This window comes from Chryseobacterium sp. 14P4.3.2 (assembly GCF_057799275.1).
This window is the reverse complement of sequence record NZ_JBYOKO010000009.1, coordinates 58,297-72,575: the sequence shown is the minus strand read 5'-3', so window position 1 is coordinate 72,575 and position 14,279 is coordinate 58,297. Positions and strand designations below refer to the sequence as shown.

The following is a 14,279-nucleotide window of genomic DNA, read 5'->3' as shown; positions in this document are numbered from 1 at the left end:
ATAGAGGCAGTTTCTTCAAAAGCGGATCTTTTTTCTCTAAACCCTAATAAAAGGAAGTAATTTAAGAATTATAAGCATCTTCAAGATCCTGAATAATGATTTTCTGCATTTTCATCATCGCCTGCACTACTTTATATGCTTTTTCCTGATTGGAATCATTCATTAGCTGAATCAATCTTTTAGGAACAATCTGCCAGCTAAAACCATATTTATCTTTCAGCCAGCCGCACATGCTTTCTCTTCCGCCATCTGAGGTAAGGGCATTCCAGTAGTTGTCTGTCTGCTGCTGATCATCCGTCATTACCACCATTGAAATTCCTTCATTGAAATCGAATGAATGGTCATAAGAATTATCCATACAGAATAAACTGTAATGATCGATTACAAAATGAGCATGCTGAACATTTTCGGCAGGTTCCTGAGTATCATGACCTTCACTTCCTTCACCATATTTTAATATATTTCCAATGCTTGAGTTCAGGAAGGTCTTAGTATAAAGCTTCATAGCTTCTTTGGCTTTACCATTATTATCATGAATAAACATCATTGTAGGAACAATTTTCTGTTCACCGGCTTTATCGCCTAAAAATAACTGCCAAGAAACTCCATATTTATCCTGAATCCATCCATATTTTTTACTCCATGAATAGGAACCCAGCTCCATCAGAGGCATTCCTCCATCTGACAGCTGGTTCCAGTATTTTTGAACCTCATCTTCGGTTTCACAGATGACCATCAAAGAAACGGATGCATTTTTTCTAAACTGCGGGCCTCCATTCAGTAACATTATTCGTTGACCGAAAAGATCAAAATTCATCACAACAGGAGTATCTGCTGTAATCTCGCCTCCAAAAATTTTACAATAAAATTCTGCAGACTCTTTCGCGTCTCCATCATACCAGAGACATGGAAAAATATCGTTGTTCATAACTTTTAATTTTAATATTGAAAATGTAGTCCGTTTGTTTTCTAACACCTACTTTGCGGGATCAATAATACGCAATCATCTATAAAATTATTGAGAAATTTTCTTTTTTATTTTTAAGAATGGGATGGCATATTCCGTTTTATTTTCTTCTGAATTATATGCTTTGAAGCGGGTACTTTTTTCGTTGATTGATCTTAGCTATTTCGTAGAACATATAGCAAAGAAAAGACCTTGCCTTTGCCTTCAGAGAGGTATTTCTCAACTTTGACTGCAATGACATTACCAATTTTCCTGTTTTTCTATGCCTTTATGTTTCTTTAAAAAAACACTGGTGTTCTCTCATATAATCTTTTAGCTTCACCAATGTATTTTTTCCGAAACCATGAAGCTGCATAATTTCCTTTTCAGAATAATCCGACAGCTTTTCCAAAGAGTCTATTTTTTCCTTTTCCAGGGCTTTTCTGGCCGAAATGGCAATCACTCCCTGAAGGAAACCATCCTGAGGGTCATAGTTCACCGCAGCAATGGAATGTAAGCTCTTTGACATGATTACTAGATTGATCATGACTACAAAAAATATTTTTAGTGATTCTCAACATACTTATGGAAATTATTGAGGATGGCATACCAGCCTTCTCTCTGCATTTCCACAGAATTCTGCTTTTCCGGATCGAAAATTTCTATAATCTTTGTTGTATTCTCATCTATTGTCTCAAAGATTACCTCCACTTTTCGTCCATCTTCCAAATGGTATTTTATTATTTCATAGGGAACAACTACATCGTATATCCCTTCAAAATCCAATGCAAAGCTTTTATCTTTAGCCTCCATTCTGTTTTTAAATTTCCCTCCCACTTTAAGGTCATTTTCAGAACTAGGACAATGCCAGCTTTCGTGGGCAAAATTCCATTTTGTAATATGCTTGGGCTCATTGAAATAATTCCACACCTTTTCTACCGGTGCCAGAATTGTGATGTCTATTGTAATTGGATCCATAGTTCTGTATTTTGATGATTAGACAAAAGAGCTGTCCGAAACGGACACCTCTTCTAATAATTTAGCTAAAGATAGGATTATTTTGTGTATTCTGCATTATAGTTCACCATCCAATGAACACCATATTTATCCTGAAAACTTCCGAAATAATCTCCCCAAAACTGATCTTCAATTGGCATTTCTATATTTCCGCCCTCAGACAGCCCTTTGAAAATTCTGTCTGCTTCGTCTCTTGAATCGGGAAAAACAGAAACATAGTTATTATTCCCAACTGTCAGAGTCTGTCCAAATCCCGGAACAATATCTGAAGCCATTAAAAGATCGTTTCCGACAGGCAATGCGATATGCATCACTCTGTTTTTTTCTTCATCCGAAAGGTTCTCTGTGCCCGGAGCATTTCCCATTTTGTGAATACCTCCTACAAAGTCACCTCCAAAAATAGATTTGTAAAAATGGAATGCCTCTTCTGCTGTTCCATTGAAATTTAAATACGGATTTAATTTAGCCATGATTTTTAATTTTAAATGTTATATTTTTTATAAGATCCGGATTGAATTAATCATTAAAAGCAGTACCAAAGGGATAAGAGAAGCAGGAATACATTGATTTTAAAATTTATGGTCAACATACTTTCATCTGATATTACTTACCTTCTTCGGAAATTTAATGAGTTAAAAATTTTTCCACTTCGTTAACTGTAAAATCAATTAAGTCTTCATTGATACTACCATCAAAGTCAGCCATCATATAAGCGCCATGTGTTCCAGGAAGTATCATCAGCTGAGAACCTTTCACCAAACGCCACATCGCAGCTGTATGCTCGGGTTTCATCACATCTTTATCACCGCTGATGAATAGTGCAGGTGATTGTATAGAAGCCAGTATTTCATCATCCCAATCCTGAAAAGTCTGCATTCTCCGGCAATCTTTATCAAAAAGATTTTCCAGCTTTGAAAAGTCCGGATTGAGATTTAAAAAGTTAATTTTTAACGGTTCCGGCATCGAATCAAAAGCTGCATCCTGCATTCTTTCAAAAAAGCCTTCTATCATACCGTTTTTTTTATAAAAAGCGGAGGCTACAACCAACTTTTCTACCAGTTTAGGATAACGGTGAACTATCTGCATTGCTGTATTCCCTCCATTACTAAACCCCCAAAATGAGGCTTTATGAATATTTATTTCTGCCAAAAGTGCAGCAACATCATCGGCATCCTGTTCAAATGTTTCAGGAATATCGCGGTGTTCACTCCTTCCATGATTTTGAAGGTCTATACCGATTAGCTGAAATTTATTTTCAAGCCTTGCGATGACTTCCTGAAAATCATATGTTATAGAAGAACCCCCACCATGAATAAGAACCAGCGGGCTTCCGGATCCATAAATCTCATAATACAGCTGGATTCCGTTGATTTTTTTGTATCCTTTTTCTACCGGAATCATGAGTTAATATTTAAGATTTTCATCCACTTCATATTTCATTCCGGGATAATTTAATATTCTGCGCATGAGGCCAATCTGCCCGCATAGATAATCCTCACGCCCAATGCACATTCCTGCAAAATTGAGCTTTGTTTCTTTGACAAAGGGAATATTCATCCCTATTTCAAAGATTTCTTCCAGTTCTTCATCCGATACTTCCAGTTGTTTCTGGTATACTTTAGCCGAAATGTCATGAAAGTTTTTCTTAAGGTCAGCTAAAGTTGGGTATTTTATACTTTCATCTAATGATTTTCCCTGAAAGAACAGATCATTATACGGGTCCTGCTCCTGCAGACCCAACACCCAGCCAAGCCCATATCGCACATTGACAAAGTTTCCTGCCATCCATACAATATGATTGGTTTTATTTTCAATTCTTTTCAATGCATCTTCTTCCGAAATGCCATCCAAAACATTTATAAAGTTCTGACTGTGCATTCTGTAAGCCGGAATAATGACTTCCATTTTTTTTGATATTGGAGTGTTCATTTTGTTGTTCTTTTATGGATTATTTTTTTGTAGAAAAGGCAATATGTCCTTTTTTCAATTTTATTTTATAGCCCCGGGTTTCCCAAGGAGCCTCCGTAGATAGCCTAATTGCCCGCTATGGTAAATCTCGTGCAGACTCAGGTTGGAGATATCTTTGATCCATTCAGTATTCAAACTTTCAAGAATTTCAAGTTTTGCTTCCAGTTTATCCTGGCTTTGTCTGAAATATGATTTTAATTCTTCAAAACTTACAAATTCTTCTTTTCGGTTCAAAGGTATTTCGCCTCTGTTATAGCATGAAAATTGAGCACTATCCCAAACTGCCTCTTCGCCCAAAATATTAAGGAAAGCATTTCGGATATAAATAAGGTGTCCGAAAATCCAATTCATACAATTGGCTTCTCCATTAGGAAAAATCATTGATTCTTCATCGCTTACTCCATCTATATTCATGGAAACGACTTTGTAAGTACCTGCCACCTGATTTTTCAAGAATTCTATATCGTTTGATTTTGTTTTCATAGGATAAAATGTGATAGATTTGACGGTAATATTTATTCTGAAGGCATTTGGGAGTCATCACCGTACATCACTTCCCACTGATGTCCATCGACGTCTGCAAAACTACTTTGATACATCCATCCGTAATCCACTGGCTCTCCGTATTTTGAACCTCCGTTTTCAATAGCTGTTTTTACCATATGATCTACTTCATCACGGCTACTAACACTGATGGCAAGAAGCACCTGCGTAGTATCACCTTTAGCAAAAGGTCTATTGGTAAAAGTCTGGAAAAAATCTTCTTTCAGAAACATCCCGTAAATATGATTTTCTTTCATAATTACACTTACCGCTTTATCATTTGAAAATTTTTCATTGACAGAAAAGCCAAGCTTTGTCCAGAATGTTCTGGTTTTTTGTACATCTTTTACAGGTAAGTTGATATAAATTTCGTTGATGTTCATTTTGTAATTTTTAGTGTTAAGTTTTCAATCAAACGTTTCTGGATTATTCTGAAGGCATTTGAGACAGATCGGCAAATGTCATATTCCAGCCATGTCCATCAAGGTCCCAGAAGGAGTTTTGATACATCCATCCGTAATCCTGTGGTTCTTCATGCTGGTAAGCTCCATTTTCAACCGCTGTATTCACTACTTGATCAACCTCCTCACGGCTGTTGAGTCCTGCTGCTACAATAACCTGACTTGTATTTTCTTTTGCTACAGGTTTATTGGTAAAGGTCTTGAAATACTCTTCCTGCAAAAACATGACATAGATGATGTCATTCAGTACCACACAGATTGCTTTTTCATCTGAAAACTGTTCATTGATTTCAAAACCAAGTTTGGTCCAGAATTCTTTTGTTCTCTGCACATCTTTTACCGGAAGGTTGACGTAAATTTGATTGACTTTCATTTTGTAATTTTTAGTGTTAAACTTTTATTCAAAATTACCAAGGCAGGATGAAAATCAACTTGTCATAAGGCAAGATTTAATTTTTCTTGGGATGGGAAACCAGTTCTTTACGAATCCTGCTCAAAGAAGTATCTGTAACTCCCAGATAAGAAGCAATCTGCTTTAAGGGAGCAAACTGGATTACTTTAGATTTCTGCTCAAGCAGATTAAGATATCTTTTGGTGGCAGAAAGGGTAAACATCTCTACAGAACGCTGTTTATAGTCGAAAAGTTCCTTAGACATCCAGGACCTTCCCCATTCTCTGAGGTTGGGGATTTTATGGAATAATTCCTGAAAGGTATCATAATCCAGCTTCCAGCATTCACAGTCTGTAATGCAGACTATATTTTCCTGAGAGGGAATTCTCTGAAACATGGATAAAACTTCAATAATCACTTCATTTTCCACGAAAAAATGAGTGGTTACCTCATTGCCGTTAAAGTCATTAACAAATGAGCGGGCCAGGCCGCTGTCCAGAATATAGTATTCATTGGCTGTTTTTCCTTCTTCCAGAATAAATTCGCCTTTTTGGAATGATGTTTTCTCATGGGCTTTGAATATCTCATCAAGCTCTTCATGTAGAAAAAAAGGGAAATCATAGCATATTTCTAAGGCTCTATTGGTCATTGGTGTCATTTTTTTAAGTCTTTAAAAATAAAATTTTTAATTGAATTAAAGACAACAAATATTAAACATACTAATTTCAACACCTGAAAAACACCACATATAATATTGGAATAAAAGATATTTCATAATATCTAAAACTTAAACAACAATCCAAAAACAGGTCTGAATATGATAAATTTCCCCCATCAAATCTACAATTCTGCCACTCCTCCGAAGTAAGAATACATTTTGGGTAAAACTATCAATTTTTATAATCAGAAGACAAAGTATTTGACCTCTTTAAAATAGGGATAGCTGAATAGATTTGGGAGGATTAGGTTTCCGGGCATCTCCAAACACAGTTTTACCTCCAAAACGCCAAGAATTTTGCCTTTCTTCTTCAATGATATCCTGTATATCAAAATCAGGAGTAAAGTCTTGCTCAGCCTTTGCTACGATTTGATGAAGCTTGTTCAGTGAATTCAGTTTGTCAGAATTTCCAAGTTTTGATTTTTCAATTCCTTTTCTAAGAATACTGATGCTCTCATCATAGGTATGGGTAGGCACAGGAAAAGGATGACCATCTTTACCTCCATGGGCGAAGGAAAATCTGGCAGGGTCTGCAAACCTTGAAGGTGCCCCGTGAATAATTTCACTCACTAAAGCTAAAGACTGCATTGTTCTTGGCCCTACTCCTTCCAGCATCAGCAGATCTTCAAAATTCTGCGGCTGTTGCTCTCTGGTAACATATAAAAGCGCTCCCAACCGTTTCAAATCAACATCAGACGCCTGTACATCATGATGGGCAGGCAGAATCAATCTAGAAAAATCTCTCATCACCTCTACAGAATCGGTATGGGAAATATCTAAAATTCCTTTTCTGTTTCCTGAAGCTTCGGCATCGGTAAGATTAAGTATTTTACCTCTTGAAATTCCATTAATTCCAGTATGAGGTTCTTCTACAAAGGACGTTATATTTTCAGAATGCCAGTGGTAACGCCTTGCTGTTCCGTCTGACTCATGCATACCCTGCTGAATAACACTCCAGTTACCATTATCTGAAAGAATAAAGTTATGAAGGTATAACTGATAGCCATCCTGAATGGCTGTATTATCTACTTTAGCAGAAAGTTTACTAGCTCTTACCAATTCTGTCCCGTTTAAGCCGGTCTGATCTGCAATTCTAATGAGTTCTGAGGGTGTTTCTCTGGAGAGTTTGCCTTTTCCGCCACAAATATAAAGCCCCAGGGAAGCTGAATTAGGATTAATAGAACGCTTCAAAGCCCCCATCACAGAAGTGGTAATTCCTGAAGAATGCCAGTCCATACCCATTACCGCTCCAAAGCTCTGAAACCAAAATGGATCAGCCAAACGGCGCAGCACCTCATCTTTATCGTAATCCATCAGAATGACTTCAATAATGGAGAGACCCAGTACAGACATACGTTCATAAAGCCAAGGGGGTACTTTGCCATAGTGTAACGGTAAATCTGCTGTTCCTGAACGTTTCATATTGATGATAACAAAGTTAATTGTAATATTCGGAAATAATACTGATTTCAATCAACTTTTAATTCAAATGAAAACTGTTCAATTCTATTTTTTTGTATTTTTTATTTTTTAAAACACACAATTAGACAGCATTAAAAACGGCCATAAAAACCGTCCTTAATTATTATAAATTGTAAAATCAATGAATTAAGGCAAATTCCAGATCTTTATGTTTTGCTTCATCATATTCTTCCTCGAAAGAAATTTTATTTCCGAACGGATCAATAACGGTGAAAGACACAGCTCCATAAAACGTTTTTTCAAGTCCGGGACGGTTGTATTTGTATTTTTTGTCAATCAGTTCTTTATGATATTGCGGTACACCTTCTCCCCAGATGGCAACATGAGTTCCCGGAGTTCCGTCACCGTGATGTTCACTTAAATGGAAAATCATGTTTTCTCTTTTCACCTCCATATAAACAGGGGTATTTTCGTCAAAATAATGTTCCCAGACTATCTCAAACCCCAGCCAGTCAACATAAAATTCTTTTGTTTTCTGCTTATCGAAAATTCTAAGAATAGGTATAATTTTTTCCGCTCTCATCGTATGTTATTTAATAGTAAAAAAATAATTCATCCACATTACAAATGCGCCAATATATTGATTGTATGTCCAAAAGGATCTTTAACGAAAAACCTGCGGACTCCCCATTCTTCGTTAGTCAAATCATAAATAATTTCAAAACCGGCATCTTTCATTTTATTGTATATTTCATCTACGTTATCCACTTCAATAGAAAGATAAGGAACTTCAGTATTATTCCCTCCCTGTTCGGCAAAGCTGATCTGAACTTTTGCATCCTCATCATTTCCCAGCGTTTTGATCCAGCTATGATCCATCAGGATATCAAGTTCCAAGATATCCTGATAAAAGCGATCAGCCTTTGACAGATCATTTGTCTTTATATTCGCAACAATTCTTTTTACCATATTGATTTTAATTATATCATAAAAAAGCCTTGTGAAATTACAAAAATTTACAAGGCACAGATAAGTTATTGAGTATTATTTAATGTTTACAGCGAAGAGGCCGCTTCTAAAATCAGCTGTGCAACTTCTTCAGGGTGTGAAGCTAATGAAGCATGTCCCGCATCTAAAGATATAATCTTCTTAGGCTGAAGGCGTTCTGCCATCTCCTTTTCTGTTTCTGCAGGGATCATACGGTCCTTTAAAGAGATCTGATACCAGCTTGGCTTCGTTTTCCATGCAGGTTCGCCCGCTGTATCGCCAAAACACTGTCCATGAATAGGTTTTTGGGATAATGCCATTACAAGTGATTTTTCTTCATCAAGGTCCTGAGAGAAAGCAGAATGGAATTCATCATATTTGATCCATAAAAATCCTTTATCATCAGGGTAGATACTAGCACCACCCGGAGATTCTCTTCTACCTAAGAGAGAGCCCAAACTATCTCCTGCATCCGGAGCAAAAGCTGCGATATAAACCAGCCCTGCTACTTTATCATGATTTCCAGCGCCTGAAATAACAGCTCCACCATAAGAATGTCCTACTAAAAGTACTTTCCCTTCCTGGGCATCAATAAGATCTTTAGTTTTATCAATATCGTCCTGAAGTGAAGTTAAAGGATTCTGAACGCTTCTTACTTTGTATCCCGCTTTTACAAGAGAAGGGATAACATATTGCCAGTGAGAGCCATCTCCCCAGGCTCCATGTACCAAAATAATGGTTAGGTCTTTTTGTTCCATAATAAAGTGTGTTAGGTTTTGATAACGTAAAGCTACAATCTAAAAATGTAAACCGGTGTTAACTTAAGTTAATTAACAATTCTGCTTCTTAAAGCTTCTCAAAATATTCATCAGCCATCTTGTAATGATCGGACATCATTTGTTTTCTGTTTATATATTGTGTTTTAAATAAAAAAAGCCTTGCAAAAATTACTTCTACAAGGCTCTTTTACAAAAATTATTTATTCTATTGGTTCAGTGCAGCAAGTGCAGCATCGTAATTAGGTTCGTCAGCTATTTCTGAAACCTGTTCTGTGTAAAGTACTTTGTTATTTTCATCTGTAACAATCACAGCGCGGCTTAAAAGTCCTTTCAAAGGAGAATCCGTAATAGTCACTTCGTAATCATCACCAAAGCTGCTTCTGAAGTCTGAAAGTGTTTCTACATTGTTCAGTCCTTCTGCTGCACAGAATCTACCCAATGCAAATGGTAGATCTTTTGAAACATTGATTACCACTGCATTATCCAGTTTTGAAGCCTCTTCATTGAATTTTCTGCTGGAAGCAGCGCAGGTAGGAGTATCAATACTTGGGAAAATATTGAATACTTTTCTCTTTCCTTCAAAGCTTTCAAGGTTTTTCACATTTAATCCTGAGTCTACTAAAGCAAAATCTTTTACTGTGCTTCCTACTGATGGTAATGTTCCTATTGTGTGTACTTCGTTTCCTTTTAAAGTGATTGTCGTTGACATACTATTTATTTTTTTTAGTTTTCCAAATTTAATCAAAAAAGATTTTTTTTCCTGCCTGATTAAGGTTAAATTAATCTTAAAGTGAAAATAAAAAGTCTTTCGTGTATTTTAACGCCCTGAAGCCTCAATACTGGTTTCAAAAAAACTTAAAAGCAGGATTTAACATTCACTTTAGCAAAAATGGAATGTAATCCATTACCCTGATATTAATTTAAAGAGAATTAGGTCTCTTTTTTTATGTAAAAACCTCAAATAAAACAATCATATTTAGTAAATTTGTGGGACTTAAAATTTCAAATAAAAAATTACAGTATAATGTCAGAAAAATCAAAAATCTATTACACACTTACTGATGAAGCTCCAATGCTTGCTACTCACTCATTTTTACCTATTGTAAAAGCTTTTACGAAATCGGCAAATATTGAAATTGCTGTTCCGGATATTTCTTTAGCAGGAAGAATTTTAGCTAATTTCCCAGAGTTTTTAAACGATAACCAGAAAATTGTTGATGCTTTAGCTGAACTTGGAGAATTGGCAACAAAACCTGAAGCTAATATCATTAAGTTACCTAATATTTCTGCTTCTGTTCCTCAGTTGGATGCAGCTATTGCTGAATTACAAGGTAAAGGCTTCGCAGTTCCAAATTATCCTGCAGAGCCTAAAAATGACGAAGAAAAAGCAATCAAAGCTAAATATGCCAAAGTTTTAGGAAGTGCTGTAAACCCTGTATTAAGAGAAGGAAATTCTGACAGACGTGCTCCAAAAGCTGTTAAAAACTACGCAAAAGCTAACCCTCACAGAATGGGCAACTGGGCTTCTGACAGCAAAACTGATGTAGCTCACATGAACAATGGTGATTTCTATGGAACAGAAAATTCTACGACATTAGAAAACGCTACAAAATACAAAATCGTATTCAAAGGAAATGATGGATCTGAATCTGTACTAAAAGATTTCGCAGGTCTTCAGGCCGGAGAGGTAATCGATTCTTCCGTAATGAACCTAAATGCATTGAGATCTTTCGTTCAGGAAGCAATAGAGGAAGCTAAGAACAGAAATGTACTTCTTTCTGCACACCTTAAAGCTACGATGATGAAAATCTCTGACCCTATTATTTTCGGGGCTATTGTAGAGACTTTCTTCAAAGAGGTTTTCACTAAATATGCTGAGACTTTCAAATCTTTAGATATCAATCCAAATAACGGTCTTGCTGATCTTTTTGAAAAAATAAAAGGAAATGCTCAGGAAGCTGACATCAGAGCTGATATTGAAAAAGCACTTGCTGCAGGACCAAGAGTGGCTATGGTAAATTCTGATAAAGGAATCACCAACTTCCACGTACCTTCAGACATCATCGTTGACGCATCTATGGCTGCTCTTGTAAGAGGCGGAGGTAAAATGTGGAACAAGGAAGGAAATGAAGAAGATACGGTATGTATCATTCCTGACCGTTCTTATGCAGGTTTCTATCAGTCTGTAATTGATGATATGAAAGCGCATGGAAAACTAGACCCCACAACTATGGGATCTGTTCCTAACGTTGGATTAATGGCTCAGAAAGCTGAAGAATACGGTTCTCATGACAAAACTTTCCAATTATCTGCTGACGGAACTGTAGAGGTTCAGGACGAGGCTGGAAATGTTCTTCTATCTCAAAAAGTAGAAAAAGATGATATCTTCAGAATGTGCCAGACGAAAGATGCTCCGATCCAGGACTGGGTAAAACTTGCTGTAAACAGATCAAGATTATCTGATACTCCTGCTATTTTCTGGTTAGACAAAGGAAGAGCTCACGACAGAGAAATCATCAAAAAAGTAGAAAAATATCTTGCTGATCATGATACAACAGGTCTTGACATCAGAATCCTTGATGTAAAAGATGCCATGACTGAAACTCTTAAGAGAGCAAGAGAAGGTAAAGATACAATCTCTGTTTCAGGAAATGTATTAAGAGATTACTTAACTGACCTTTTCCCAATCCTTGAGCTTGGAACTTCTGCGAAAATGCTTTCTATCGTTCCATTAATGAACGGAGGCGGCCTATTTGAAACAGGTGCAGGAGGTTCTGCTCCTAAACACGTTGAGCAGTTCTTAGAGGAAGGTTATTTAAGATGGGATTCTCTAGGTGAATTCCTTGCACTTCAGGCTTCTTTAGAGCATTTAGCTCAAACTCAGGGAAATACAAAATCTCAGGTTTTAGCTGATGCGTTAGACGAAGCTAATGCTAAATTCTTAGCTACTGATAAGTCTCCTGCAAGAAAAGTAGGACAAATTGATAACAGAGGTTCTCACTTCTATCTGGCAATGTACTGGGCTGAAGCTTTAGCTAACCAGACTGCTGATGCTGAACTGGCAAAACAATTTGCTCCGATTGCACAGGCTATGCAGGAAAACGAAGAAGTAATCAATGCAGAATTAATTGGTGCTCAAGGTAAGCCTCAAAATATTGAAGGGTATTACAAAACTGATACTTATAAAACGTATTCAGCTATGAGACCTAGTACTGTTTTAAATGAAATCATTGATGCAATCTAATCTTTGATTTAATATAAATGAAAAGCTCCTTTTTTTAAAGGGGCTTTTTTATTTTATTTAAATTGTGAGTGAGATAAAGCCCGCTCCTCTTGAATATTTCCCTCAAATCCCGACCGCAGAATCACCGGGATTTTTCATTTAATTTTCCGGCATAAAATTTTCCTGTTTCGCCTTTTCTTTTGTCTGCTTCGGCCTGTTTTACATTTCTGTTCAAAGTTTATCAGCCTACTTTTGGACCAGAAAAATAAAACAAATATGTTATGGATACTGTAAAGAAAAAGAGAAACCCTATTGCGATTGTCTTTTTGGCAATATTGGGGATTTTCGGAGGACTGCAACTGTTCAGCAGGCCTTTGGAAGGAAAACCTGTTACAGGGAAGGTTGAAGCCCCTAAAGAAGTCCTTGCCATTCTTGAAAACTCATGTTTCAGCTGCCATTCCAATCAGCAAAACTTAAGCTGGTATGATAAAATAGCTCCCATTTCATGGGCCGTGAATAAGGATATAAAAAGAGCAAGGGAAGTTCTTAATTTCTCAGAATGGGAAAAGTATTCCCCTGGTGAGCATCAGGGAAAAATGTATGCTATTCTCAATATGATGCAAAACGGAAAAATGCCTCTTCATGAGTATACCCTTCTGCATCCTTCTGCTAAGATTACCGACAAAGATGTTGAAACAATTAAAAAATACACTCTTTCATTATCTGCAGCAGGCCAGTCTGCCAAAAAGAAGGTTGAAACGCGCGAATCTTACGCCACTCCTAACCTCAACCTTTCAAAATTTCCCGTTTCGCCTAATGGAGTTCAGTATACTGATGATTTTAAAAACTGGAAAGTCATCAGCATGAGTACACTCTTTGATCATTCGATAAGAGTTATTTATGGAAATGACATTGCTGTAAAAGCCGTTGAAACTGAAAACTTTCACCCATGGCCGGACGGCAGCATTGTAGTAAAATCAGTATGGAAACAACAGGAATTGCCTGATGGAGAAATCAGAGCCGGAGAATTTGTGAATGCACAGTTTATGGTAAAAGATTCCGACAAATATGGAGATACAGAAGGATGGGGATTTGCCAAATTTTCAGGAAATGAACTTCATCCAACGGGGAAAACAGCATCATTTGCTAAAGAATCATGTATTGCCTGCCACAGACAGCTTGCAGAGAAAACAGGATATCTTTTCGATGTGCCCATGAAAATTAACACACAGAGACTTATTAAAAACTTACAGCAACAATGAAACATACACTATTGATCTTATTCGCAAGTTTTATTTCACTTAATTCCTGCAGCAAAGAAAATCAGGATAATGATAAGGGACTGATAAGGCTGGTTTTTGATCCCGGCAATCTGAAATTCATCTCTACATCACTGAATCCGAAGAAGGAAACGATGTCTGCCCTGTATGGAAACGGAAAAGCCCTCGAATCTTTATCAAAAGAAGCTCTCAAACCGGAAGGAGGCTCCCTTATGAAATTGGTTACCTGGCGCTATCATGATAACCCTCAATACTTTGGCGGTAAAATCACCGGTGAACTGATAAGTATTGAAACAGTGAAAACTGATGACAGAGGAAATATTACCTACGACAGTCAAAATACCCAGACAAAAAATAATCACTCTGATCAAACGGAAAGAATACAGTATTTCATGAGTTATCGTCCTGTAAGCAGACCCTAATCAAAAGCAGCCTCAAAGGTTGCTTTTTGCAAATATAGAATAGTGCCGGATTCTTACTGATTTAGAAAGTACCACATATTCTTTATTCATCAACTCCTTTTATCATATATTCAATAAAAAGT

The 14,279-nt window shown here is 36.8% G+C and carries 18 protein-coding genes; 3 read left to right on the top strand and 15 right to left on the bottom strand.

The window, feature by feature from the left end; all coding sequences use genetic code 11:
• Window positions 1-61: 61 nt before the first annotated feature.
• The 15 genes from AC27VX_RS14415 to tpx form a co-directional block, all read right to left on the bottom strand.
• Window positions 62-928: a VOC family protein gene (locus tag AC27VX_RS14415; RefSeq protein WP_488696282.1), complete on the bottom strand. Its 867-nt coding sequence runs from the start codon at window positions 926-928 to the stop codon at window positions 62-64.
• A gap of 307 nt (window positions 929-1,235) precedes the next feature.
• A complete protein-coding gene (locus tag AC27VX_RS14410; protein WP_488696280.1) occupies window positions 1,236-1,475 on the bottom strand; it encodes a helix-hairpin-helix domain-containing protein in 240 nt (79 codons plus the stop codon).
• Window positions 1,476-1,510: 35 nt separating this feature from the next.
• Window positions 1,511-1,924: an SRPBCC family protein gene (locus AC27VX_RS14405; protein WP_488696279.1), complete on the bottom strand. Its 414-nt coding sequence runs from the start codon at window positions 1,922-1,924 to the stop codon at window positions 1,511-1,513.
• A gap of 77 nt (window positions 1,925-2,001) precedes the next feature.
• Complete coding sequence (locus AC27VX_RS14400) at window positions 2,002-2,433, bottom strand: VOC family protein (RefSeq protein ID WP_300686186.1); 432 nt, start codon at window positions 2,431-2,433, stop codon at window positions 2,002-2,004.
• 154 nt (window positions 2,434-2,587) lie between these two features.
• Window positions 2,588-3,364 carry an alpha/beta fold hydrolase gene (locus AC27VX_RS14395; RefSeq protein WP_488696277.1) on the bottom strand — a complete coding sequence of 259 codons (777 nt, stop codon included), beginning with the start codon at window positions 3,362-3,364 and terminating at the stop codon, window positions 2,588-2,590.
• Window positions 3,365-3,367: 3 nt separating this feature from the next.
• Entirely contained in the window at window positions 3,368-3,892 is a 525-nt protein-coding gene (locus AC27VX_RS14390; RefSeq protein ID WP_236854899.1) for a DinB family protein, read from the bottom strand.
• Window positions 3,893-3,952: 60 nt separating this feature from the next.
• The gene (locus AC27VX_RS14385; protein WP_236854900.1) at window positions 3,953-4,414 is read right to left on the bottom strand and encodes a DinB family protein; all 462 of its coding nucleotides are present in this window, start codon (window positions 4,412-4,414) and stop codon (window positions 3,953-3,955) included.
• A 32-nt stretch (window positions 4,415-4,446) separates the two neighbouring features.
• Window positions 4,447-4,857 carry a VOC family protein gene (locus AC27VX_RS14380; protein WP_236854901.1) on the bottom strand — a complete coding sequence of 137 codons (411 nt, stop codon included), beginning with the start codon at window positions 4,855-4,857 and terminating at the stop codon, window positions 4,447-4,449.
• A gap of 43 nt (window positions 4,858-4,900) precedes the next feature.
• Window positions 4,901-5,308 carry a VOC family protein gene (locus AC27VX_RS14375; RefSeq protein WP_236854902.1) on the bottom strand — a complete coding sequence of 136 codons (408 nt, stop codon included), beginning with the start codon at window positions 5,306-5,308 and terminating at the stop codon, window positions 4,901-4,903.
• Between the two features lie 76 nt (window positions 5,309-5,384).
• Window positions 5,385-5,975, bottom strand: a complete 591-nt coding sequence (locus tag AC27VX_RS14370; protein ID WP_236854903.1) for a Crp/Fnr family transcriptional regulator — start codon at window positions 5,973-5,975, stop codon at window positions 5,385-5,387.
• Between the two features lie 279 nt (window positions 5,976-6,254).
• Window positions 6,255-7,466 carry a DUF763 domain-containing protein gene (locus AC27VX_RS14365; protein WP_488696405.1) on the bottom strand — a complete coding sequence of 404 codons (1,212 nt, stop codon included), beginning with the start codon at window positions 7,464-7,466 and terminating at the stop codon, window positions 6,255-6,257.
• Window positions 7,467-7,644: 178 nt separating this feature from the next.
• Window positions 7,645-8,049 (bottom strand): glyoxalase superfamily protein, encoded by a 405-nt coding sequence (locus AC27VX_RS14360; RefSeq protein WP_236854905.1) that lies wholly within the window; start codon window positions 8,047-8,049, stop codon window positions 7,645-7,647.
• Window positions 8,050-8,087: 38 nt separating this feature from the next.
• Window positions 8,088-8,435, bottom strand: a complete 348-nt coding sequence (locus AC27VX_RS14355; protein ID WP_236854906.1) for a VOC family protein — start codon at window positions 8,433-8,435, stop codon at window positions 8,088-8,090.
• Between the two features lie 86 nt (window positions 8,436-8,521).
• Complete coding sequence (locus AC27VX_RS14350; RefSeq protein ID WP_236854907.1) at window positions 8,522-9,211, bottom strand: alpha/beta hydrolase; 690 nt, start codon at window positions 9,209-9,211, stop codon at window positions 8,522-8,524.
• 226 nt (window positions 9,212-9,437) lie between these two features.
• Window positions 9,438-9,941, bottom strand: coding sequence for a thiol peroxidase (gene tpx / locus AC27VX_RS14345; RefSeq protein WP_236854908.1), 504 nt, complete (start codon window positions 9,939-9,941; stop codon window positions 9,438-9,440).
• 315 nt (window positions 9,942-10,256) lie between these two features.
• On the opposite strand from tpx, the gene AC27VX_RS14340 reads away from it, so the two are divergent.
• The 3 genes from AC27VX_RS14340 (at window position 10,257) to AC27VX_RS14330 (ending at window position 14,157) form a co-directional block, all read left to right on the top strand.
• A complete protein-coding gene (locus AC27VX_RS14340) occupies window positions 10,257-12,476 on the top strand; it encodes an NADP-dependent isocitrate dehydrogenase (RefSeq protein WP_236854909.1) in 2,220 nt (739 codons plus the stop codon).
• Window positions 12,477-12,736: 260 nt separating this feature from the next.
• Window positions 12,737-13,717 carry a heme-binding domain-containing protein gene (locus tag AC27VX_RS14335; protein WP_488696272.1) on the top strand — a complete coding sequence of 327 codons (981 nt, stop codon included), beginning with the start codon at window positions 12,737-12,739 and terminating at the stop codon, window positions 13,715-13,717.
• Window positions 13,714-14,157, top strand: coding sequence for a hypothetical protein (locus AC27VX_RS14330; protein ID WP_488696270.1), 444 nt, complete (start codon window positions 13,714-13,716; stop codon window positions 14,155-14,157). The genes AC27VX_RS14335 and AC27VX_RS14330 overlap by 4 nt, the downstream gene beginning before the upstream one ends.
• Window positions 14,158-14,279 lie beyond the last annotated feature (122 nt).